Genomic DNA, 23,844 nt, shown 5'->3' with positions numbered 1-23,844 from the left:
AATCCGACACTTTTTCCACTTTCAGTTTTCCAGCCATTCATCGAGCTGCGCCTGTTTTTCTTCAATAATACTGTCAATCCCCGCTTCGCTCAGACTCTGAAGAAATTCCGGGTAAGCATCCGACAGATCCACGCTGCCGCTTTCCAGAACCGGCGCATAGTTTCTCACAACGTTCCGGACCGCTTCTGACTGCTGGCTGATCCGTGATGTTGTAAAGACAAATCCATCATAGCGGCTGTCCGCTTCCGCTGCCCCCGCATTGTACTCTGCGGCAGCCTGCAGGACATCTTCCGTGCCGAAGGGCTGAATTTCCCGAAGATCCCCGATCTGCGCCGCCGGGTTGTAAAAGCCGATCTCTTGGTCCCCCTCATCAGTCTGAATCCACATTCTCTCTCCCGAATCAGAAAGCTCATAGTGTTCGCCTTCGATTCCGTAATTCAGCAGGCTGATAATCTCCGGATCCGAGTACATAAGATTCAGGAATTCCATAGCCTCCTCCGGATAGTTTCCCGTGACGGGAACCGTCCAGTACCCGTTCTCCGAATAATCGGTTCTCTGAACGGTATCTGTCATTTTCAGGCAGACATAATCCGTCTCATGACCGAGCAGGCGATCCATTGTCCCCGGATAACTGGATGCCGGGTACATAAGAATTCTCCCCTCCTCCAGAAGCGGGAGTACAGACGCATCATAAGTAACTGCATCCGGGAATGCATATTCCGCCTCAAACCACCTTCTCATATAAGTAAGGAAATCCTCATACTCCTCTATCGCAAACAAGTTAATTACCGTATCATTTTCCCCCTGTACCACACCGGTAATCAGACTGCTCTCCAGACTGTCCCCGCAGGGAATAAAATATTTTGCGGTGGAACTGCGCTGCCTTGCAGTAATCTGTCCCAGAGGGTAACTGTCCGGATAAATCCGCTTCAGGCTGCCGAGAATCCGGTCAATTTCGCCGAAAGTATAGATATGATTTTCATCATAGGAAATTCCCGCTTCCTCGAGAACCGCTTCCGATATCCAGAGGCCATATCCCTCTGCCTCCTGTCCTGTCAGGTTGGCGATACCATATGTCCGCCCCTGCTGCCGGGCTCCCTTTGTCAGCATGCCTCCCAGTTCTTCTTCCGCTGAGACGATATCCTCCCCGTTCCATTTCAGATAAGAATTCAGGGGCTGAAGGAATCCTCTGTCTATGTAAGACGAGATATCCTGGTCCCGGACCAGCATCAGATCAATGGTGTCCCCCCGCGCAAGCCAGAGCATATAGCTGTCCTGTGCCTCTGTCATATCCACGGGAATCAACTCTACCACCGCACCGATCTTCTCTGCTGCAATCTCATTGACGGCATCCGCAATTCTGTCCAGGTCACCAATCTGCGACAGATTACTGTCCACAGGATATGTCATGCGGAGAACACAGACACTGCCGTTTCCCCCTGTCCGTAAACTTTCCTCTCCGCCGTCTCCCGGATCGCCGGAGGATACCGCTTCAAGGCACAGGATTCCGGCAAAGGCAAGCAGGCATCCGCCCTGTATCAGACGTTTCCAAACTCTCACTTTTTCTCCCGCTCCTCTCTCTGGAATTTCCTGGGCGTCATGCCATAGATTTTCTTAAACTGTTCCGTAAAATGAGAGTAGCTGCTGAACCCGATCCGTCCTGCCACCATGGTGATCGTCAGATCCGAACTGCGCAGCAGTTCCCGGGCAAGGTCCATTCTCTTTTCCAGAATATAATCGGATACGGTCTTCCCATACTCCTTTTTAAACATTCTGGTCAGATGATCTGCACTTAAAAACACCATCCCTGCCAGAGCCTTGACCGACAGGTCTTCATCCAGATGGGTATCAATATAGTGGGCCACTTTTTCCACCGCATTGCCCGTACTTTCTGCTCCGCCCTCTCCCATCCGGTCAATATAGCGTTGGCCGTACTCCGTCATCAGCGTCTGCTGACGCTTCTCATTGATGGTTCGGACAGCACGTTCCAGAACTTCCGAGAGGATCTCATAACGCACCGGCTTAAGGACATATTCCAGACAATGCAGGCGGATCGCCTGCTGTGCATAGGCAAATTCGTCATGACAGCTCAACACGATTGTCTCCGTATCCGGAGAATTCTCTGTAATCCACCCCATCAGCTCGATCCCGCTCTGATCCGGCATCTCGATGTCACAGACTGCAAGATCAATCTTTTCTTTCGAAAGGACGTCCACCGCCTCTGTGTAACTTCCCGCAGTAAACACCTCCTGGAACCCCAGTTTTTTCAGATCAATGCCCCTCTGAATGCCTGCGATGGCGATCGGTTCATCGTCTACAATCAACAGCTTCATACCTGCTCCTCCTCTTTTTCTATGTAAGGCACTTCAATCCATATCTGAGTACCTGCCCCCGGACTGCTTGTAATGCGGATATTACCTTTTCCCCGGTACCGGTAATCAATCCATTTCCTGCAGTTCTGGATTCCGATATGCTCATTCCCCATGGCATCCACGTAATTCTGTCCGCTTAAGATACATTTCATCACCGCCGGGTCGATCCCCCGTCCGGTATCCGTAACCGAGATGTACAGCCACTGTTCCTGTCTGCGGATATTGATGAGAATCTCTGTTACTTTTCCCGGAATCAGAGCATATTTCACAGCATTTTCCACAAAGTTCTCAATCAGCAGAGGGGGAATCAATCCGTATTCCGCTTCCGGCTCCATAGTATACACACAGTTAAACCGGTTCGGGAAACGGATCTTCTGGATTCCCAGATAACTCTTTACAAAGTTCATCTCTTCCTTTACCGTGACCATATCACGGGTCTCCTTGAGCACATAGCGGAAATAGTCCGTCATGCAAAGGGAAAACTCCTGAATGCTGTGATAATCCTCAATCTGCGCCATGCTGTAGATCAGGTTCAGGGAATTCATCAGCATATGCGGATTCATTCGAAGCTTCAGATTGTCCAGTGTCATATCATAGAGCTGGCGTTCCCGCTTCTTTCCATTTTCAATCTCTTCCGCCATGCGGTTAAAATTCCAGTACATTTTCCGGAATTCTATGGCAGTTCCTTCCGGTGCCCCGGCTATCCTGTATTTTTCATCCGAATCGTGCCCCAGTGCCGTCATTGCCTGATTCATCACACGGATCGGATCTGTCACCCACTTTTTCACCATTTTCCAGAACAGCCACACAAACATGAATTCCGCCAGAAGCGTAAGAAGCAGGAAACCAAGGAAACCGGCCATGTTGCGGAAAAAGGTAGTATCCGCCATCCGCAGAGCAATGCGGATTCCCAGCTTCCCGCTCTCCCAGAGCAGATACTGGTAATCCCCCGTGTGCGCTTCGATTTCTTCTGTGCTCAACCCACGGAGCTGTTCTGCAGCTCCGTCATCCAGATACATGATCTTTGAGTAGTCTCCGACATACCATTCCCGGCTGTTGATCTCCGGATCCAGGTCCGCCGCATCCAGATACCGGTTCATATCCACATAGAATCCGAGATAATATCCGGCATAGGAATATCCGTGAACCAGATAACACGTCTGTCCATAGAGATACAGGCTCCATCCGTCTGTTGTCCCCTGAGGGAATCCCCGGCTTAAAAGCTTTGCCCGGAAACTCTCCATATCCTCGTAGAGATAATTCCGGTAATTGTAGTCCAGATAGAGAGTTCCGCTGTTCCGGTCAAAAAGATAGGCAGCCCCCTCATTCTGGCGGCCGTCCTGGATCGCTCCCAGTTCCTGTATCATTTCATAATTTCTCATCTCTTCATGTCCGGTCTCCCGCGTCAGCTCCGCCAGATATTCCAGCACAAACAGGTCCAGATCCGTCTCCATCTCCTGCAGGCTCTCCTCCAGAGGAGACAGTACGCTGTCCAGGGATCTTTCGTAAGACTCATAGGTCTGTCCCACAGTCATCCACACAATGATACATGCCGCCAGAAATGTCAGGATTCCCATAGGAATGAATGTCATGCCCAGCACGCGGACAAAACGTATCGTCAGAGTATTTTTTCTGTCTTTATTTCCTGCAGTACCGCGCATCTTGCTCCTCCTTCAGTCCTTCATATTTCCGTTCATCCACTCAATCACGGATTCACTAAAATTATGGATATTATTATAACATCTCTTTCTTTTCTCCACAACACGACTTCAGGCCGGGCCCGAAAACGGACCCAGCCCTGTAACTTTTCTGTATGAAATTAATCTATCCTTTGACTCCTCCGGCGATCACGCCCTTCTCCAGTTTGTTCTGGAAGAACGGGAACGCCAGAAGGATAGGCAGCGTTGCCGCCACAATGACCGCGTATTCAATCAGATACCGGTTGTAGTCCGGATTCGAACTTCGCAGGAAGTTCTCGCTGTCCGCCGTGATCTGGCGGATCCACAGCTGCAGCGGCCAGAGGTCTTTCTTGTTCGTCACATAGATGGAAGCCGGCAGCCAGGAGTTCCACTGACCAACCACGCTGTTCAGAATAATAACGAAACCGAGGTTCATTGCCTGGGGAAGCATGACCTGCCACATGGTTCTCAGATGCCCTGCCCCGTCAATTCTCGCCGCCTCGTACATCTCCTTCGGCACGGAATTAAATGCATTCATCATCATGATCATGAACATGGCATTGGTACATCCCGGGATCAGAAGAGCCCAACGGGTTCCGACCCAACCGAGTGCCTTGATGACCATATAGGTCGGTACCATACCGCCGGAAAACAGCATAGTCGCCATCAGGATCAGGGATACAGGAGTTTTCAGCTTCGTTTCTCTGCTCAGCGCATAACCGGTAACCGCTGAGAGAATGAAGCCAATTGCCGTAGCCCCTATTGTATAAATCAGTGTATTGGCATAGCCGCTTATGATACTGGAATCCTGGAAAATCAGTTCATAACCTCCCAGATTGAAATTTCCGATCCATTTCCACGCCAGTCCTTCATAAGCCATGGCCGCACGCCCGTCCGAAAGGGAAATCATCAGCACATGCCACATGGGGATAACACAGACAAAGGCGATCAGTGCCACAATCACATAAATGATCACGTCTGCTATGTGGTCAACAACACTTTTATGTTCCACCATGTTCAGAGAAGTCTCTTCCTCTGCCGGTGTTCTTACTTTTTTCTTTCTGCTTATCACGCTCATCCTGCACCTCCTGTTAGAATAAGGACGATTCTGTCGTCTTTCTGCTTATCCAGTTGGATCCGATCAGCAGCACGGTTCCCACAACGGACTGGAACAGACCGGATGCCGCGGAAAGGCTGTAGTTCGTCGCCGCACCGAACGCAGTACGGTATGTATAGGTGTATACGGTATCCGCCACATTGTACGTGGAAGGCATATACAGAAGAATGATACTGTCATAGCCGGTGGAGAAGCTTAATCCCACGCCAAGCACAAACATCATCATGATCGTCGGCATGATGCACGGAAGAGTGATCTTCGTCAGTCGCTGCCAGCGGTTTGCACCATCGATCGCCGCTGCCTCATGGAGATCACCGCTGACTGTTGAGATTGCCGCCACATACATGATGGATCCCCAGCCGATTCCCTGCCAGACTCCCATCAGAATGTAGATGATCCAGAAGATCGGAATATGGTTGTTGGCAAGCCAGTTCTGGTTCTCCAGACCAAACACATTGGTCAGAAGCATGGTCAGCGGGCCATCCTGATCCAGAAATTCCTGAACAAGAGAAGCCACGACCACTGCTGCCACAAAGTTCGGCAGATAGGACATAGTCTGGCAGATCCGCTTAAACCTCTTGTTCTCAATCATACTTAAAAGAAGCGCAAAAATAATCGGGGGGATAAACCCCAGTGTATTCTTCAGCAATGCGATACAGATTGTATTGCGCAGTGCAATGGGGAACTGATCCCCGGTAAACAGATCCACAAAGTTCTTCAGTCCTACAAACTCACTTCCAAAATACCCTTTTGAAATACTGAAGTTCTGAAACGCCATCACAATACCGAACATGGGAATAAAGTGCAGTACAATCATGAACACGACCGCAGGAATAAACATGCAGTATACCGGCCAGTTGCGCCGGAAATCCTGTTTCCATGTCACTTTCGGCGCCTTTAAAACCGCCGCTTTATTTTTCGCCATAAAGAGCCTCCTCTCTTTCCTTAACGTCCCCGGCGGAGATATGCATCTCCGCCGGAAAGTAAATGTTCTGTAATTTTATTCTACTGTCGGGTTGATCTCATATTTGTCTGCGTACGGCTGGATCTCTTCGATTGCTCCCTGGTAATCATATTTTGCAAGTGCCTTGCACCATGTCTCCCAGTCAGCATCGCTGTTGATATCCTTGTTGCCTTTGATGAAATCAACTGCATTCATATCTGTGTACTCCATCAGTCGGCTCTGCGCATTGGACATTGTATCGGAAACATCCTGTTCCATATTTGTCGTAACCGGAGTTCCGTTGATCTGGGCTGTATTATGATATTTCACCCACAGTTCCATGGAGTGCTCATAAGTGTCCGCATATCCGTAATCTACATTTGCCACCATCTGCAGGTGCGGGAATTTTTCCAGGGATGCTGCTGACCAGAGTCCGCCGCTGTCGTTGCGGACCGCATCTGCCAGCAGATAGGTGCCGTCATCCTGAACTGTATATGCTCCGTCCGGAATCCCATTGTCACTGTAGAACGTTGTACCAGTCTCTTCCATCTGCTCCGGATTCAGACCCAGGGTCGCCATGAGCGCTCCCTCCTCAGAATACAGGTAATCAATCATGGTAAGAAGAGTCGGGATGTCTTTATCTTCCGCTGCAGATGTAAGTGCATATCCGGTTCCGTTCAGTCCCTGACCTGTCATAATACAGTTGGGCTCCACATTCTTGCAGGCGTCTGTTCCATAGATATCATTGATTGGAAGTTCACAGCCCGCCACATAGATACCGCTCGTATATTCATCTCCTGCATCCATACGTCCGCCAAGTTCTGACTGCATGCCGCACCACATGCCAACCTTGCCCTGACGGACAGAGGTATCATCGATTGCATAGAACATATCAGAAGTACGCTCATTGAAGCTTGGATCCAGCCAACCGTTCTCATACCATGTATTCATACACTCCAGATAAGCTCTCGCACTGTCTGTCACAGCGCCGTACTGGATCTGACCGTCGGCATCCTCATAAAACGCAAAGTTACCGCCGCCGAAGCAGGAAACAAGATCGCCGGTCCAGGTATATCCCGGATAGTAAACACTGATACAGTAGGAATCATCGATTCCCAGATCATCATATGCTTTTTCGAAAATCTCGAACATCCACTCCCAGTCACTGATGTAGACCGGATCCGTTCCGCCGCTCGGGAACACAACATCATCCTCCCAGCTGTCCGGATCATTCTCGTCCGTATATCCGCCGGTAAACGGCTCTCCTGTCTGCGGGTTTGTCCCGTATTTTACAATCCAGTCTCTTCTGTACTGGTAGCCGCAGTATGTAAACGGATAATCGTCATTGACGGTGATAATACTGAGATACTTTTCCTCTCCGTCAATATCCGTCGTCGCGTACACCGCTACTTCCGGATGTGCTTCCAGATAAGCCATGTAGTTCGGCATATACTCCTGGACATAGTCTGTCAGATCGAGGATAATGCCCTGTTCATACATCAGCTTCTCTCCATCGCTGATAGACATATCCAGGATATCCGGGTAATCTCCGGATCCCATCATGGTCGAATAGCTGTCAGAAGCGGTTCCTGAAGCCGGAACCCAGAAGTTGATATCGATCGTCTTCTCCTCTTCTCCCCAGGTCTTGGATGCCAGATACTGGTAAACCGGGTTGTCCGAATACTCTGTGTAATACTGGGAATCCGCTCCCTGATAGATCCACATCGTATAAGATGTATCCGATGAACTTCCTCCGCCTGCGCCGCACCCCGCAAGCAGGCCTGTAGCAAGCGCGCCGCACATTGCAGCGCTTACGATTTTCTTCGTCGTTTTCAGCTTCATGTGTACATTGCCTCCCTTTTTTGTTTCCTTCTTCCCTTTCGGGTGTTGTTCCTTTTTCTGATACTTATTGTGCCACAATTCTCCGGGAAAATCTCTGCGAAATCCGATTCGCTTTTGCCCGATTCCGACATCTTTAACGGAAAACCGATCCATGCCGATATGCAAAAAAACGAATCCGAATACAGTAAAACCAAAATAAGACCTGTCCTGATTATGAGAAATAAATTATACTTTATTACAGCTTTATTATTTTAACATGGAACGCCCGGCGTTCCGGAAAGAGGTGCAGCATGAAACTCTATGATCTGAAAGTCAATCATCTTAAGAATCCCCTCGGATTCCGTATGGAGCGAACGGTATTTACATGGAAAACCGCAGAAGCGGAAGGACGGGAACAGGTTTCAGCCAGAATCAGGGTGGCTCTGGACAGCGCCATGGAAAACATACTGGCAGATACCGGATTTGATGACCGTGCGGACAGCCTCGGAACCAGTGTCCATATTCCTCTGTATCCCCGCACCCGCTACTGGTGGACTGTCACAGTGCGCACAGACGCAGGCGAGGAGGCAGAAAGCCCGGTTCAGTGGTTTGAAACAGGCAAAAGAGACGAGGCCTGGGACGCGAAATGGATCACCTGTGATAATACCGAACCGCGTCATCCCTTTTTTGAGAAGGAAATCAGCCCTGAGAAAACCGTTGCCCGGGCAAGATTCTACATATGCGGTCTGGGACTCTATGAAGCCTTCTATAATGGAAAGCGGATCGGCAATGAATATCTGACTCCCTACTGCAGCGACTACAACGAATGGGTACAGTACCAGACGTATGATGTAACAAAGGAACTGAAAAGCTCCGGAAAACTCAGCATACTTCTCGGGAACGGCTGGTACAAGGGAAGATTCGGGTTTGACGCCGCAGGAAAAGGAGGATTTTACGGAAATGAATGGAAGCTCATCGCAGAACTCCGCATTCTTTATGAAGACGGAACAGAGCAGGTAATCGGGACTGATGAAAGCTGGGCGGTACGGCGGAGCACGATCACTTTCTCCAACATTTATGACGGCGAGCACCGGGATGACACGATTCCGGAACTTCCGCCGGAGAGCGCTCTTCTCTGCGACGCACCAAAAGGGACGCTGACCGACCGGATGAGCCTTCCGGTTACCGTACACGAACACATGGAGCCGAAAGAGCTGGTCCACACACCGGCAGGAGAAACCGTCCTCGATATGGGACAGGAATTTACCGGAATCTTCACCCTGAATGTCCATGAGCCGGAAGGTACGCTCATCCATATCCAGACAGGAGAGATCCTGCAGGGCGGAAATTTCTACAACGAAAATCTCCGGTCAGCAAAATCGGAATATTATTTTGTCACAGACGGCAGGGATACTGTCCTGAAACCGCATTTTACATTCTACGGATACCGTTATGTAAAGATCGAAGGAATCACGGATCTGAGAAAAGAAGACTTCACCGGACTTGCCCTGTACAGCGATGTGGAAATGAAGGGGAACGTGACAACCGGCCACGACCTGGTAAACCGTCTGATCTCCAATGTCCGCTGGGGAATGAAGGGGAACTTTGTAGATGTGCCGACAGACTGTCCGCAGAGAGACGAGCGCATGGGCTGGACAGCAGATACACAGGTGTTTGTTCCCACGGCCACCTATCTGGCAGACACTTATGCCTTCTATGCAAAATACCTGTATGATATGAAGCTGGAACAGGCCGTGCGCGGCGGCAGGGTGCCTGATGTTGTGCCGAGCTTTTCCGTGGAGACAACAGCTTCCGTGTGGGGAGATGCGGCGTGTATCATTCCATGGACTCTCTATGAGTTCTATGGAGATGTCTCCATCCTTAAAGATCAGTATGAAAGCATGAAATCCTGGGTTGACTTTATCGGCACCGTGGACGGCGAAAACCACGGATGGCGGAACGTTTTCCATTACGGCGACTGGCTTGCGTTGGATAACCCGAACGGGAAGGAAGATTCCGTCCTTGGCGGCACGGATGAAGGATTCATCGCCAATATCTACTATGCAGCCAGTGCAGGGCTTGTCGCAAACGCCGCTGCCGTTCTTGGGAAAACAGAAGATGAGAAAACATACAGGAAGCTTTCCGCTGAGCAGTTCGATGCCGTAAAGCAGGAATATTACAGTCCCCTGGGCAGATGCTGCGTCAATACCCAGACCGCGCATCTTCTTACACTGAAATACCACCTGTCAAACGATGAAGAAAAGATCCGCAAAAATCTGCGGAAACTCTTCCTTGACTCCGGAGATAAGCTGAAAACCGGATTTGTTGGAACTCCTCTTCTCGGAAACATCCTGACCGAAAACGGGTTTTCCGATCTGGCATACAAACTGCTCCTGAATGAAGAGACACCCGGATGGCTCCACGAGATTCTTCTTGGCGCCACTACAGTATGGGAGCGTTGGAACAGCGTCCTGGACGACGGTTCCATCTCGAGCACCGGAATGAACAGCCTGAACCATTACGCATATGGTTCCGTTCTGGAGTGGGTATTCCGCCATGCCGCCGGACTGGATTTCGATCCGGATGTGCCGGGCTGCCGCAGAGCCCTTCTGGCTCCGCTTCCGGAATGGCATCTCCGTGAAGCTTCCGCAGAGTACAACTCCCCGGCGGGAAAATACACGGTATCCTGGAAAATCCCGGATAAAAATCATGTGGAGATCGGAGCTGAGATCCCATTTGGATGCGAGGGATATCTGACCCTTCCGCATGCGCCGGAAAGCCTCTTTACAGAAGGCGGGAACCCCGTATTCGACAATGTAAAAGATCATATATGTATTCTGGGACCTGGAAAATATACAGTTTCCTATGAAACGGACCGTCCGCTGAAGAAAATCTACCATGCGGATATGTCTGTTCAGGAACTGCTGTCCGATCCGGAATCAAGAGAAGTATTAGAGCGTATCATTCCCGGCGCAGAGTCCCTGCCAAAACAGTTTATTTCTTACACGCTCCGTCAGATCAATGAGAAACTTGACACGCACATCAGCGAAGAAAGCATCCGGGAACTGGACCGCGCACTGCGGGAGCTGTAACAAGGCAGCTCCCCCGCCTGCCCCGATTCAGAAAACGGATTGGGAAAACGGATCAGTAAAAGGAGAAGGCTTCAATCCTTACTATACTGTAGGGATAAAAGCCTTCTCCTTTTTTCTGTTATCTTTTTTTTGTTATCTTTCACGATATTACACTACTGTACCGCGGCGTTTCTCTCCTGCTCCGCAGCCAGATCTTCTTTGGACATATATTTCCGGAAAGTCTTCTCCAACAGATATGTGGAGAGCAGCATATACGCTGCCGGAGCCACCAGAATGACGGGCACAAAGCGGTAAATACAATATACAAACATTGCGATCAGCAGAAGCTGAAGCACAGCTTTCGGCAGATTAAGGAGCATGATGAACAGCGAATTCTTCATCGTGCGTCCTACCCGGTCATCAAACCGCGCAATATACGGAAATGTAAACAGCGCCATCATAACATTAATCGCCTCAAGCAGGGCAAACAAAAGCCACAGCCATCCGACCGGATCTCCATCCGCCCACATCTGATAGCAGATATAGCATTCATCCGCAAACAGGAATCCCAACGCCAGATGAATCAGCCAGCACAGCGTGGAAACTTTAAAATTCGATTTGAACGCGCTCCAGTACTCGCCCGCCGCATATCCACGGTCATTTTTGATTACTTTCTGCATCGTATAATATAATGCTGTAGTGGCCGCGCCGATCGTGAATACCGGAATACAGCACACCAGCCAGTATATGGTCAGGAACACCAGATCCATTATCTTATTAACGACCGCACTCAGTTTTATGCTCTGCATTATCTCCTCATCTCCTGTTTTACCTGTTCCAACAAGTTATCCTGAATTAATACTGCCACATTCCGCCGACCTTGTATTTCGGAAATCCGTTCTCTTTTATCCTGAAAACGACATTTTTATATTTTTTTCAGGATCAGGCACTGGTATCCTTTCATCACGCACTCACCGCTTACTTCTTCTCCTGTTTCAATATCCCGGTATGTATCCTCAAATACAACCGCCGTCTCGCCCGCATTGAAATTCTGGACAAACCAGAGGGAGTCATTTTCCTCTTCTCCCCGGCGCTCATTCACTGTCACTCCTTTCGGCAGCTCCCCGGACACTTTCAGTGTGCATCCCGTCCCTGTCTCTTCTGCCACCATCTTCAGGAAATCCCGGTAAAACGGCTCCTCATTTGCCGAGGCGATGAAATAGGCCTTCCCCTCTCCGTAACGGTTCACGGTCACTGCCGGGTATCCGGCATAGAAATCTTTCTCATAGGTGCCGAGAACCTCTGCCGCCTCCGCATGCACCAGAGCGCACAGATCCTGAATGTCGTAAGCTTTGTCCCCGCAGATCACCCGGTTGTGTACGTAATCCGGCATAACGTCGATTTCCTCGGTGCGGATTCCCAGCACATCGGAAAGAGGATGTTTTCCCGTAAAGCAGAGACTGCTCTCATCCACCTCGCCGCTCCAGCAGGTCGTCACATAAGTGCCGCCCCCCGCGGTGAACTTTCTCACACGGTCTGCATAATCTCCCCGGTACATGTAGTTATAAGGCGCAACGATCAGCGAGTAACCTTCCAGCGGATCGTCCATATTGATGATATCCACATCCATTCCCAGATCCCAGAATGCCCGGTAGTATCTCTGCCACCTGTGCGTATAGTCAAACGGATTCGTAACCGCCGCCGTTCCGTCCACAGCCCACCTGTTCTCCCAGTCAAATACGATGGCTGCTCTCGGGCGGTTGCATGTTCTGAGCACTCTTGAGGCAATGTCCTCCAAACGTTCTCCCAGATCCGCCACATCCCGGAACACTCTCGTATTTCCGCCGTTTTTGTGATCCACTACAGCGCCGTGGTACTTCTCGCTGCCGCCTCTGCCCTTGCGCCACTGGAAATACTGGACGCTGTCGGAGCCGCAGGCAATCGCCTGGAGAGAGGAAAGGGCATGCATGCCCGGACGCTTCAGCGTGTTTTTCGGTCCCCACTGTACGGCGGACGGCACGCTCTCCATCAGAAGGTACGGCTGTTTCTTCAGGCTTCTCATCAGCGTATGTGCAAAGGACGATGCGGATGCCATGAGCGACTCGTCCTCCATGTAATGCCAGAACGGATAATTGTCCAGCGAGACGATATCCAGTTCCTTTGCCCATTTGAAATAGTCCAGCGGATAGAATGCCCCCATCAGGTTTGTCACCACCGGGCGGTCGGAAAATTCCCGCACCACATCTCTTTCTTCTTTACAGAAGTCCAGAATCTGGTCGCTGACGAACCGTCTCCAGTCCAGTTTCAGCCCGTCCAGAGTGGATTCCCCGATTGTGGACGGCGCATGAATCTGCTCCCAGTCGGTAATGTCATTACTCCAGAAGGAGTTCCACCATGCATGATTTAAGTTGTCAAGCGTATGGTAGCGCTCTTTGAGCCATTTCCGGAAATTCGCCTGGCAAAGCGGACAGTAGCACGCTCCGTCCCCGTTATCTCCCGCGCCGCCCGCATACTCATTGGAGAGATGCCATGCAATCACGCCCGGATGTTTCCCGAACTTTTTGGACAGCGCACGGTCGATTCCCTGCATCTTCTTTCTCATCACCGGAGAAGAAGGGCAGAAATTATGCCGTCCGCCCGGAAGTTTTCTGATCCCGTTAGAGAGCACCTGGCGCACTTCCTCGTAATTTTCCTGCAGCCAGTGAGGCATCGCCCCGGTGGGGGTTGCCAGGATCGTGCTGATCCCGTTGTCATAGAGCCGGTCGATGATCCCGCCCAGCCAGTCCAGTTCATATCTGCCCTCCTCAGGCTCCAGTTTTCCCCAGGCAAAGATGCCCAGGCTTACGCAATTAACATGTGCTTCTTTCATCAGCCGGATGTCCTCCTCAAGGACCTCCGGGCAGTCCAACCACTGATCCGGATTGTAGTCGCCGCCGTGGAGCAGCTTCTCCGGTAATTTTCTGATCTTCATATATATTTCCTCCTCATTTCTGTAATGTGCATTTTAAGCCTGCAGCCCCTTCATCTCTTCCCACCAGATCTTCAGCGATTCGATCTCCATGCCGCTCTGGGCAAAATAAAGGCGGATGTAATTGTTGGGAAATACCACCACGCCCAGATCCATTTCTGTCTCAATCCATTCTCCGTTGGTTCCGTTGATGGTCACTGTGCCGGCAAGGTTTCCTCCCAGGAATACCGATACCGGGATCTGAGCCAGTTCTCCGGCGTCGGCTTTCACACGCATGGACAGATGATATTTTCCCCTGCGGAGAAGTCTTACACCGATTACCGCGGAAGAGCCTTTGTCCGTGCAGATCTCCCCGCCAGGCAGAACCAGCTCTCCGTCCACATCGTGGTAAACCAGATCAAAGTCCACCTGATCCTCGCTTTCCAGCTTCTCAAAAGCCTCCTTCTCTTCCTCACTGATACGGCCCAGGAAACGTTCCATCACCGGAGAACGCATCAGCATGTTCAGTACATTAGCTGCACATCTCTGCAGAGAAGCCCGCTTTAGCAAACCGTTTTTCAGGCTTTCTTCCAGATTGCAGGGATAATTCTCCGTATCCGGAACCACCATGAACACATCATTCTGCGCACGCACCATGGCGGCAAGATTCTGTATGGAAGGAACCTCTCCCTCGTCGTTCATCTCCGCCCACCAGTCGGTCATGACCATACCGTCAAAGCCCCATTCTTTCCGGAGAATGGTCGTAACCAGATCGTAGTTTGACGCCGTCCACACGCCGTTCACCGCGCCGTATGTGGTCATCACGGAATACGCGCCGCCTTCTTTTACCGCGATTTCAAAGCCTTTCAGGTAGATCTCCCGCAGTGCGCGCTCCGACATAATGGAATTATATTTTCTGCGGTTATGTTCCTGATTATTGCCGGCAAAATGCTTCACTGTTCCTGTCACTCCGTAGCGGTTCATCCCACGGAGCTGTGCTGCGGCCATCTTTCCGGTGAGCAGGGGATCCTCGGAGAAGTATTCGAAGTTTCTGCCATTCAGCGGATTCCTGTGGATGTTCATCCCCGGTCCCAGGAGGGTATCGATCCGGTTCTTCCTGAGTTCTGCGCCTTCCATCTCATAGAGTTCTTCCAGAAGTTCCTCATTAAAGGTAGAGGCAAGGCAGACGCCGTTCGGCATGCTGAATGCCTTTGTCCCGCAGTCCATACGGATGCCGGAAGGTCCGTCCGCACAGCAGCCGCAGGGAACACCGAAATTCTTCAGACTCTCTGTCAGCCCGCCGAACGCCGCTGCCGTTCCCGGTGTAACCTTGGGCGAACACATGCCCTCCCCTTTCACCAGCGCACACAGGTCGCTGTCCGAGAGCTGCCCCAGGAATGTATCCATATCTGTCTTTCCGTCGTACACATCTGCCAGCTTCCACCTCCGGTTGCCGGTATATGGAATTTCCGAAATATTCTCCTGTGCCATATGGTCTTTCATGGAAGCCGTCTTTGCCGGAGCCAGTGTATTGCCGCATCCTTCCGGAGCCATACGCTTAAAGGAATGTTCCGGCGCTGCCGCCTCGCTGCACTGCTTTGCCACCACTGTTTCCTCCTGTGTAAAGCCGCCCGCCGGAGACGCGCTTCTCACATCTGTTCCCACATAGAACTCATAGTCTCCCGCCTCCAGGACATAACAGGCGCGGTGTCCGGTCAGTCCCGCATCGTCATAGGAGGCAAGAGAGCGGTCCGCCACGGTCAGAAGCAGCTCTTCCGTCTCCCCGGACTTAAGCTCTCCTGTCTTGGCAAATGCGGCAAGAGTACGGGCAGGTTTCCCGAGCACGCCCTGTGGAGCGCCTGCATAGACCTGAACCACTTCTTTTCCCGGAACCGCACCCGTATTCGTCACTTTCACAGTAAGGACAGTTTCCGCCTTTTCGCTTCCCGTGTTCTTACGCTCCGCTTTCACGCACTCCACCGAGAAATCCGTATAGGAAAGCCCGTATCCGAAGGGGTATGCCGTCTTTTCCTTTGCAAACGTCTCAAAATACCGGTATCCCACATAGATATCTTCCGCATAGATATTGGAATCCTCCCCACCGAAATTCGCAGTGGACGGATAATCGCTGATGTCGCGCGCAATCGTATCCGGCAGTTTTCCACAGGGATTTACCCGTCCCATAAGTACGTCCGCAGCGCCGTGTCCGCCTTCCATACCGCCCTGCCAGACATAGAGGACAGCGGATGGCCTGTACTGTTCCACCCAGTTCATATCGATAATACTGCCCACATTGAGCAGCACGATGGTCCGGTCAAATGCCCCGCATACCTTTGCGAGCATCTCTTCCTCCTGATCTGTCAGAAGATAGCTCCCCTTCTCAGCCGCCGCGTCGCGGTCCTCCCCGGCAGTCCTGCCGATAACGATCACGGCGGCATCAGACCTTTCCGCCGCATTTCTCACAAGTTCATCCGGAAGAGGCGCCTCCTCCTGACTCCAGGGCTCCTGCGCCCAGCCGGTTCCCTGATCAAAAGGATGAGATGCAAGCCATTCCGTGTAATACGCTTCCACCTCACTGTCAATGACCAGATTCTCTTCCTTCAGGGCGTCCAGGATCCCCACTACATATTTCGTATTCACCAGACCGCCCGATCCTGTACCGCTCTTGTAATAGTCGAACTGGATTCTTCCGAACACGGCGATGTGCTCTTCTGCATGCAGCGGAAGCGCCCGTTTCCCGTTTCCCTTCCCGCCCGTGTATTCATTGCGCAGAAGCACGGCTCCCTCTGCAGCCGCCTGACGGGCGAGGGACGCGTATTTCTTCCAGTCAATCTCATAACGGTTTCCCATGATGTTCTCCTCCCAGTAACTGTATTCTCTGTCATCTGCTTTTTTCGCAGCATAAATGGCATGGCTCTATTATATAAGAGAAAGGCACCGGCTGTCATGCAAAAATTTGCTTTTGCGGGTATTTTTTTGATAAAAGAGACTTTTTGAATTTTCTTGCTTATTTTCTATTCTGAACTCCGCTTGCCCTCCCGCGGATTACCGGTTATACTATACACAGGTTATTTCTTAAGAGAGGGATCAGCATGAAGAAAACAATGCCCATAGGATATGAAGCCGCTCTGAGGGCAGAAGGATACAGGAATATCCGGAAATACGGGATCTGTTTTTACAAAAAAGAATGTCTTGTACAGACAGAATGAATACTTTTTCGCGGATGTTTTTGTGTAAAATTACGGAGTGCTTATGTGAAATCGCATCACATAAGCACTCCTGTTTTCTTAATTGACATACAAAGTTGAAACGATCCGTCAACGGTAAGACTTCTCATAGATCGCCGCGCACTCCTCATCCGTCATCTGCACCGGATCAGAGGCAAAGAGCCCGCCCATGGTAGCCCGTGCATTTTTTGCCAGAGTCATACACTCATCTTTCTGAATTCCGTAATCTGACATCTTCAGATCAGCAACCCCGCACGCCTCCTGAAGTTCCACAAGCGCCGTCACGAAATCCATGGGATCTTTCGCATCTGTTTTTCCAAGTGCCTGCGCCATGCGGACAAAACGCTCATCGCAGCAGTGCTTGTTGACAAAATGAGTATAGTACTCTTTTGAGATCATGATCAGTCCGGCTCCGTGGGGCAGTTCCTGATGATAAGCGCTCATGGCATGCTCCATGGCGTGCTCGCTTGTACATGCCCCCACAACCATGGAATAGCCTGACATGGTGTTGGCAAACGCCACATGCTCCCTTGCCTCCATGTCGCTGCCGTCCTTTACTGCCCGTGCCAGATATTTTCCGATATTCTCGATGGCTGCGAGCTGAACCATATCTCCCATCAGGCTGGTGACGCCGGAGATGTATCCTTCCGTGGAGTGGAACAGCGCGTCAAATCCCTGGTAAGCGGTAAATTTCGGAGGAACGGTCGCCATCAGTTCCGGGTCTACAACTGCGATTACAGGGAACAGGCTGTCCTGCCCGCCACAGCCGATCTTCTCGTTGGTCTCCGGGTTCGTGACAACGCCCCACTGATCTACTTCAGATCCTGTTCCCGCTGTGGTCGTGATCGCAATCACCGGAAGTGTCGGGTTCGCGAGGGGCTGCATCTTTCCTGTCGCCCCTGCCACATAATCCCACAGATCTCCCGGCTGAAGAGCGTACATTGCCATGATCTTCGCCGCATCCATGACAGAGCCTCCGCCCAGTGCCACTACGAAATCGCATCCATTGTCCCGGGCGAATCTTCCGCCTTCCTCCACCACACTTTTCAGCGGATTGGCGCCAACCTTGTCAAAAAGGACGGTTTCCACGCCCGCTTTGTGAAGTTCATCCAGAGTCCGGTCCAGGGAACCGTTTTCTCTCGTTGATTTTCCGTTGGAAATGACAACCATGGCCTTTTTGCCCGGCATGGTCTGCTCATGAAGATGGTTTAACTGGCCTGCACCGAAAAGAACCCGTGTAGGATCAAAAAAATTGTAACTCATCGCAAATACCTCCTGAAAAATAAGTCTTATCTTTATCATCTATAATAAACCGTGCATAAAGCACGGGAGATATCATTATGCATTGATGCTGTCCGATTCCCCGGAAAGCAACCGATCCGGTCGCCCGGGAAACAGCTTATCCGATCACCCGGAAGCTTTTCCACTTTCCCCGCCGGAACCTGCCCCAGAAGAATGCCGCCCGGATCATCCAGTCCAGACACATGGCAAAAGCGACTCCGATTACGCCCAGGTTCATCCCGATCCCGAAAAGAACAGAGAACACCACTCGGCACCGCCTGCTGTCAGTGCGGAAAACAGATAAATAAACACCGTGTTGAACATATTGACGAGCGAAACGCCTGATCCAGCCGCCTCACCCGCATAACTCACCATGAAAGTATAATTGTTCTCTCCCGATATATCCAATACTTATTTTTCATGCAATTTTATGCCTGAAAGGCATTTCCACTGTCAGTTGCATGGCCTGCGGAAATCTGGAAAAAAATCTGCGGGAAGAATCCGCAGGAAGACGATTGCAAAAAAAGAACCGCTGTACATTATTCCAGCAGTTCTCTGTAAATTTCGTAATCCGTTTCTTTGAATACATTAAACACAACCCGCTCAATTCGATCATCTTTATCCAGAAATTCCCTGACTGTGCGCACCGCGATCTTTGCCGCTTTTTTCTGCGGAAAATGAAACTCTCCCGTGGAAATACAGCAGAATGCAATGCTTTTCAGACCACTTTCTGCTGCCAGTTCCAGACAGGAGCGGTAGCAGTCCGCGAGCAGTCTGCAGTGCTGCTCCGTCAGGATTCCCGATACGATCGGTCCTACCGTGTGGAGTACATACCTGCAGGGCAGGTTATATGCAGGCGTGATCTTTGCTTTCCCCGTGGGCTCGTCGTGCCCCTGCTCATTCATAAGCCGATCGCATGCCAGACGGAGCTGTATGCCGCTTACGCTGTGAATGATGTTGTCCACGCAGGAATGGCAGGGCACAAAACATCCCCTCAAAGCACTGTTGGCTGCGTTTACGATCGCATCGATCTTCAGCGTTGTAATATCCCCGCGCCATAATACCAGACGGCTGTCAAGGGATGACGGAGGCAGCGATGCACTGTCTGTAATTCCTTTTTCTGCGACCTCTTCCCTCAAGTATTCATCCTGAATTTTAAGAAATTCATCACTGATCGGGCGGAGAACGCGGATATTCATCAGGCTTCTCAGGAGCCTCTTCTGCTCTTCCTCATTGTCCGGAACTTTCATCTCACTGTACTGAGGAAGTTCCGCCAGCAATTCCCGGATCAGCCAGATTCTCTGTTCTTCATGCGTCATTTTCTGCACGCTCCTCTCCGGTCCCCGCACATAGCTTCCGTATATCTTCAATACTTCCGGCAAGATCGGCATTGATCCCTACCGCCCGCTCTCCGAGGCTTTCCGGCACTACCGCCTCGTTCAGATTCAGACGCACCAGAGACCAGCCCGCCTCCTGGCGCACCATCTTTTCAAAGGGGAAACGGATGATGGTCGGTGTATTGAAGCCGACGCCAAGCTCCAGAAGCACGACTTTTTTCCCGCTGTACTCACTTAAGAAATCTCCGTAACGCGCCGCGGCCTCATGCCAGTGCTCATCTTCCAAAAAATACTGGTCGCACCGCAGATGCATGGTCATATTGCCGCCGCACACCGGACATTTCGGCACCAGCTCCGAGGGGATCTGACAGCCTGTTCTCGCCTCATTCATTCTGCTGAAAAGCTCCACAGCATCATATACTTTCGGATGACAGCCTTTTTCACACTGGATCTCTCCGTAATCCCCCTGGGTGGCGAAGATCTCCTCATCGGAAAATCCCACTTTCCAGAACTGATGGTCCACATTTGTAGTCAGCACAAAGTGTGGTTTCTCTTTCACCAGATCATAAACGGAACGGTAAAGGGGGAGCGCATCCGGCTCGATCCGGTTCAGGTAAGCGTGTTTGGACCAGTAGCCCCATTTTTCCTCCTGGGTGGGGAACGGGTAGAATCCCGCACTGTACATATCTGTCATATATGCCGGTCCGTACCGGTCGATAAACTCCTGAAAATTATCCGTAAAACGCCGTCCCCCGTAATTCATTCCTGCCGCTGTGGACAAACCGGCGCCCGCGCCGATAATCACCGCGTCCGCATCCTCCAGAAGCTCTGCCACCTGCCGGATCTGTTCCTCATAAGGAATATTCTGAAAAATATAGTCTCTGGCAGGCATCCCGCTCAAAAACCGGGAAAAATCTATTTTCTCTATCTTATGGGTGCTCTCTGCCTGGTTTTTCCTGTGTAAAATCTGGATCGCCATTTGCCCTCTGCCTCCTTTTTAATTCCGTCACTGCTATCTTTTGAATTCTATTATTTTTTCATTTTGCTTTCCTTCTTTGTTGTAATCGTTTTTATTACATCTCGCGTTATTAAAGTAGCACGTCTTTATTGTAATGTCAACAGTTACATTTAAGTTTTTTATTTTTCCATCAAAAAAGGGAGCTTATACAGCCCCCAGTCCTCTCTGTAACTGCATGGCAGATACGGGCAGTTCACGTTGCACCCCATTGTAATCACAATGTCTGCCGGAGGAATCTCTGACAAAAGTTTGCTCTCATTGAACTCCTCCTTTATCTGGAGATCACACTGACCTCCATATTTGAAAAGGAACTTCCCAGAGTGAACTGATCCGACACGCCTTCGGTAATAAGGACTTTTCCCTCCTCCGTGATGATAATCAGCTCAAATCCGCTGTTATCCCTCCAGTAATTTTCCGCTTCTTCCGCGCCCATCACAAACAGCGCTGTGGAAAGAGCGTCTCCTCTCCTTCCCTCCTCTGTGATTACTGTGACGGAAGCCAGACCGTTATCCACCGGATATCCGGTCTTCGGATCGATAATGTGGCAGTACCGTTTTCCATCTTCTCCAATAAAATAGCGCTCATAATTGCCTGAAGTCACCACCGCGCAGTCAGACACTGTGAGCAGCCCGATCTGCCCGTCCCCGAATGGATTCTGAATTCCCAGCCGCCAGTCCCCTCCGCCGGGGCGGGAGCCGACTGCCTGAATATTGCCGCCGATATCCAGGAGCGCGCTGGTGATCCCCTTTTCTCTTATAATCTCCGCCGCAAGATCCCCGGCATATCCTTTTCCCACTGCACCCAGGTCTATCTCCATCCCTTCCGGAAGGGAGATCTGATTTCCTGACATTTCTACTTTTTCATATCCCACATGTTCAAGAAGGCTGTCGATCTCCTCCTGGGAGGGAATCCGGTTTTCATCCGTGGTAAATCCCCACGCCGTCAGCACCGGGTAGATTGTAGGATCCAGAGCCCCTCCGGTCTCCTCTGCCATCTCCAGGGCAAAGCTTACGATTCCCGCCGTATCCGCTCCAAGTTCCACCGGTGCGCCGCCGCTGTGGTTGACCCTGTAGATCTCACTGCCTTCATCTGTGACAGACCATTCTCCTTCCAGTTCCTTTATCCGTTCTTCTACGTCTGCAAGCGCCTGCTCTGCCCCGTCCCCGTATGCAGTAAACGTCATATAAGTGTCCATGGCAAAGAGATCGGACTGCACCGGCTCCTCATTTACCGCCCCCAGAGAAGAACATCCCGTGAACAACAGCGCAGCAAGAAGCGGCAGGGTCAGAAATCCCCGCCGCATAAGAGAATTTTCTGCCGCGCGTTCCCTATCCTTCGAATGGAACAACATCTTTCACAGCCTCCGCCAGTGTAATCTCTCTGTCCTCATTGTCGATATCGAACAGATGGTATCTGTCATTTCCCATATGAAGCTCCTTCATATAGGTGAGCTGCCTTAATCCGTGCCGGGACTCCATCCGCTCGGTCAGAGCATGCCGGTCCTCTTCCTTCAGCGCATAAACCAGATCAACGGACGCCTGATCTGCCGCAAGGATATCCGTGGAAGCGACAATCCCGATGTTCGGCGTCACAACCGGCGCTGCCGCCACTCCCTCACAGTCGCAGGAAACTGACATGTTGCGCAGAACATTTACAAAACAGATATGTTTTCCGAAATGATCCACCACAGCTTTTGCGGACTCCATCATCCGCTCCATAAATTCTTCTTTCGCAATATCCCACATATCATCGGATCCCGGCGTCGTGTGGATCATCGCCTTTCCGATCCTTCCATCCGCACATCCGATGCCGATATTCTTGCCGGAACCGCCGAAGCCGCCCTGGGTATGCCCCTTGAAATGAGTCAGGACAAAGAGGGAATCATAGTTCTGAAGATTTTTCCCCATGTACATCTCGTGGAACCACTTGCCGCCTTCCACCGGAAACGGAACCGCACCGTCCTCATCCAGGATGTCTACCGGACAGAACGTCCATCCGTTTACTTTCAGCGTCTCCCTGTGGGCTTCCGTCGTATAACGTCCACCGTCATAATACGTGTTCGTCTCCACGATATTAGCCTCCGGCAGCTCATTTCTGATCAGCGCCTCCACCCATGGACGGGGGATAATGTTGGGGCCATGCGGCTCCCCGGTGTGAAGCTTGATTCCCACCTTGCCCGTAAGCTCACCGCTCACTCTTTTGAATATTTTCCGAAGTCCCTCCGCGGACAGGTCTCTTGTAAAATAAACCGTGGATTCCCCGCCGGTCCGCTCTTCATATGGAATATAGCGGTTTCCTCCGGTGCCCGGTACTGGTTTCTGATCTGACATTGCAAACTCCTCCTTTTTACTGCGAATCCTGATTGAGTCACTTTTTGCACCATTTATATCATACTCCCTGAGCCCCTCACTGTGCAACGGAAAAAATAAGAGATCATCTCGCCAGAAATTATCAACTTGGAAATCTTCACCGGCTAAACGCAGATACCCCGGATGCCACACCCGGCCGCACAGACTTCGGGAAAATCCTCAGGCTCCTGTTGATCTTCTCCCGGAACAGTTCCACATCTTCCAGAGCATATTTGTAGAGTTTTCGCGGCATCACAAGTGACGGAGTGAGATAGGCTGACATGGAAGAGACATCCAGGATGCATCCCCCTTCGCCCATCACTCTGGCAAACTCCGTATTCATATAGACCGTGCCCAGTGCATTAGTCTGCATGATATCCTCCGCATCTCCCATATGCGGACTCATCCCGGCCGCATGGATCACCGCCTGCACCTCGCCAAGCTTTCGGGCGTGTTCCGCAAGCTTCCGCACAGAAGTATAGTCTCCCACATCACAGGGAAATGCCTCGCACTCCACACCTTCCCTCTTCAGATTTTCAATGGCGTCTTTCAGTTTGCCGACAGTACGTCCGCAGATGATCACATAGTGGGTCCTGCCCATGAGCTTTGCGCTCTCCAGTCCCATGCCGCTTCCGCCTCCGGTGATAACACAGATTTTCTTCTCCATGATTGTTCTCCCTCCA

Annotated in this window: 17 protein-coding genes and 1 pseudogene; 1 reads left to right on the top strand and 17 read right to left on the bottom strand. The window is 51.1% G+C overall.

Annotation, left to right across the window (positions count from 1 at the left end):
- Positions 1-21 precede the first annotated feature (21 nt).
- The 6 genes from B5F07_RS15865 to B5F07_RS15840 form a co-directional block, all read right to left on the bottom strand.
- Positions 22-1,560, bottom strand: a complete 1,539-nt coding sequence (locus tag B5F07_RS15865) for an ABC transporter substrate-binding protein (protein ID WP_087162236.1) — start codon at positions 1,558-1,560, stop codon at positions 22-24.
- Complete coding sequence (locus B5F07_RS15860; RefSeq protein ID WP_087162235.1) at positions 1,557-2,333, bottom strand: response regulator transcription factor; 777 nt, start codon at positions 2,331-2,333, stop codon at positions 1,557-1,559. Before B5F07_RS15860 ends, B5F07_RS15865 begins: the two co-directional genes overlap by 4 nt.
- On the bottom strand, positions 2,330-4,033 hold the full coding sequence (locus B5F07_RS15855) for a sensor histidine kinase (RefSeq protein WP_087162234.1): 1,704 nt from the start codon (positions 4,031-4,033) through the stop codon (positions 2,330-2,332). Before B5F07_RS15855 ends, B5F07_RS15860 begins: the two co-directional genes overlap by 4 nt.
- A 163-nt stretch (positions 4,034-4,196) precedes the next feature.
- A complete protein-coding gene (locus tag B5F07_RS15850; RefSeq protein WP_087162233.1) occupies positions 4,197-5,129 on the bottom strand; it encodes a carbohydrate ABC transporter permease in 933 nt (310 codons plus the stop codon).
- 13 nt (positions 5,130-5,142) lie between these two features.
- Positions 5,143-6,093, bottom strand: coding sequence for an ABC transporter permease (locus B5F07_RS15845; protein ID WP_087162232.1), 951 nt, complete (start codon positions 6,091-6,093; stop codon positions 5,143-5,145).
- 75 nt (positions 6,094-6,168) lie between these two features.
- Entirely contained in the window at positions 6,169-7,953 is a 1,785-nt protein-coding gene (locus tag B5F07_RS15840) for an extracellular solute-binding protein (protein ID WP_162613152.1), read from the bottom strand.
- A 290-nt stretch (positions 7,954-8,243) separates the two neighbouring features.
- Here B5F07_RS15840 and B5F07_RS15835 point away from each other — a divergent pair, with 290 nt between their 5' ends.
- A complete protein-coding gene (locus B5F07_RS15835; RefSeq protein WP_087162230.1) occupies positions 8,244-11,024 on the top strand; it encodes an alpha-L-rhamnosidase in 2,781 nt (926 codons plus the stop codon).
- 152 nt (positions 11,025-11,176) lie between these two features.
- Here the strand turns inward: B5F07_RS15835 and B5F07_RS15830 are convergent, their stop codons facing one another.
- From B5F07_RS15830 to B5F07_RS15785, 11 genes and pseudogenes are all read right to left on the bottom strand, one after another.
- Positions 11,177-11,812 (bottom strand): YesL family protein, encoded by a 636-nt coding sequence (locus B5F07_RS15830; protein ID WP_087162229.1) that lies wholly within the window; start codon positions 11,810-11,812, stop codon positions 11,177-11,179.
- Positions 11,813-11,928: 116 nt separating this feature from the next.
- Positions 11,929-13,974, bottom strand: a complete 2,046-nt coding sequence (locus B5F07_RS15825) for a beta-galactosidase (RefSeq protein ID WP_087162228.1) — start codon at positions 13,972-13,974, stop codon at positions 11,929-11,931.
- Positions 13,975-14,007: 33 nt separating this feature from the next.
- Positions 14,008-16,800 (bottom strand): glycoside hydrolase family 3 protein, encoded by a 2,793-nt coding sequence (locus tag B5F07_RS15820; protein WP_087162227.1) that lies wholly within the window; start codon positions 16,798-16,800, stop codon positions 14,008-14,010.
- Positions 16,801-17,267: 467 nt separating this feature from the next.
- Positions 17,268-18,440, bottom strand: coding sequence for an iron-containing alcohol dehydrogenase (locus B5F07_RS15815; protein WP_087162226.1), 1,173 nt, complete (start codon positions 18,438-18,440; stop codon positions 17,268-17,270).
- Positions 18,441-18,576: 136 nt separating this feature from the next.
- Complete coding sequence (locus tag B5F07_RS22655) at positions 18,577-18,726, bottom strand: hypothetical protein (RefSeq protein ID WP_162613151.1); 150 nt, start codon at positions 18,724-18,726, stop codon at positions 18,577-18,579.
- Positions 18,727-18,997: 271 nt separating this feature from the next.
- Positions 18,998-19,777 carry a protein-ADP-ribose hydrolase gene (locus B5F07_RS15810; protein ID WP_087162225.1) on the bottom strand — a complete coding sequence of 260 codons (780 nt, stop codon included), beginning with the start codon at positions 19,775-19,777 and terminating at the stop codon, positions 18,998-19,000.
- Positions 19,767-20,687 (bottom strand): SIR2 family NAD-dependent protein deacylase, encoded by a 921-nt coding sequence (locus tag B5F07_RS15805; protein ID WP_087162258.1) that lies wholly within the window; start codon positions 20,685-20,687, stop codon positions 19,767-19,769. Before B5F07_RS15805 ends, B5F07_RS15810 begins: the two co-directional genes overlap by 11 nt.
- Positions 20,688-20,962: 275 nt before the next feature.
- A pseudogene (locus B5F07_RS23160) lies at positions 20,963-21,082 on the bottom strand (arsenate reductase ArsC); the annotation flags it as partial.
- A 2-nt stretch (positions 21,083-21,084) separates the two neighbouring features.
- Positions 21,085-22,164, bottom strand: a complete 1,080-nt coding sequence (locus B5F07_RS15795) for an FAD:protein FMN transferase (protein ID WP_242972557.1) — start codon at positions 22,162-22,164, stop codon at positions 21,085-21,087.
- A complete protein-coding gene (locus tag B5F07_RS15790; RefSeq protein WP_087162224.1) occupies positions 22,142-23,143 on the bottom strand; it encodes a DUF362 domain-containing protein in 1,002 nt (333 codons plus the stop codon). Before B5F07_RS15790 ends, B5F07_RS15795 begins: the two co-directional genes overlap by 23 nt.
- Before the next feature lie 136 nt (positions 23,144-23,279).
- Positions 23,280-23,828 carry an SDR family NAD(P)-dependent oxidoreductase gene (locus tag B5F07_RS15785; protein WP_087162223.1) on the bottom strand — a complete coding sequence of 183 codons (549 nt, stop codon included), beginning with the start codon at positions 23,826-23,828 and terminating at the stop codon, positions 23,280-23,282.
- Between the last annotated feature and the right edge of the window lie 16 nt (positions 23,829-23,844).

The organism is Lachnoclostridium sp. An169, from assembly GCF_002160525.1.
Lineage (GTDB): Bacteria > Bacillota > Clostridia > Lachnospirales > Lachnospiraceae > Mediterraneibacter > Mediterraneibacter cottocaccae.
This window is presented reverse-complemented; position numbering and strand designations above follow the sequence as displayed.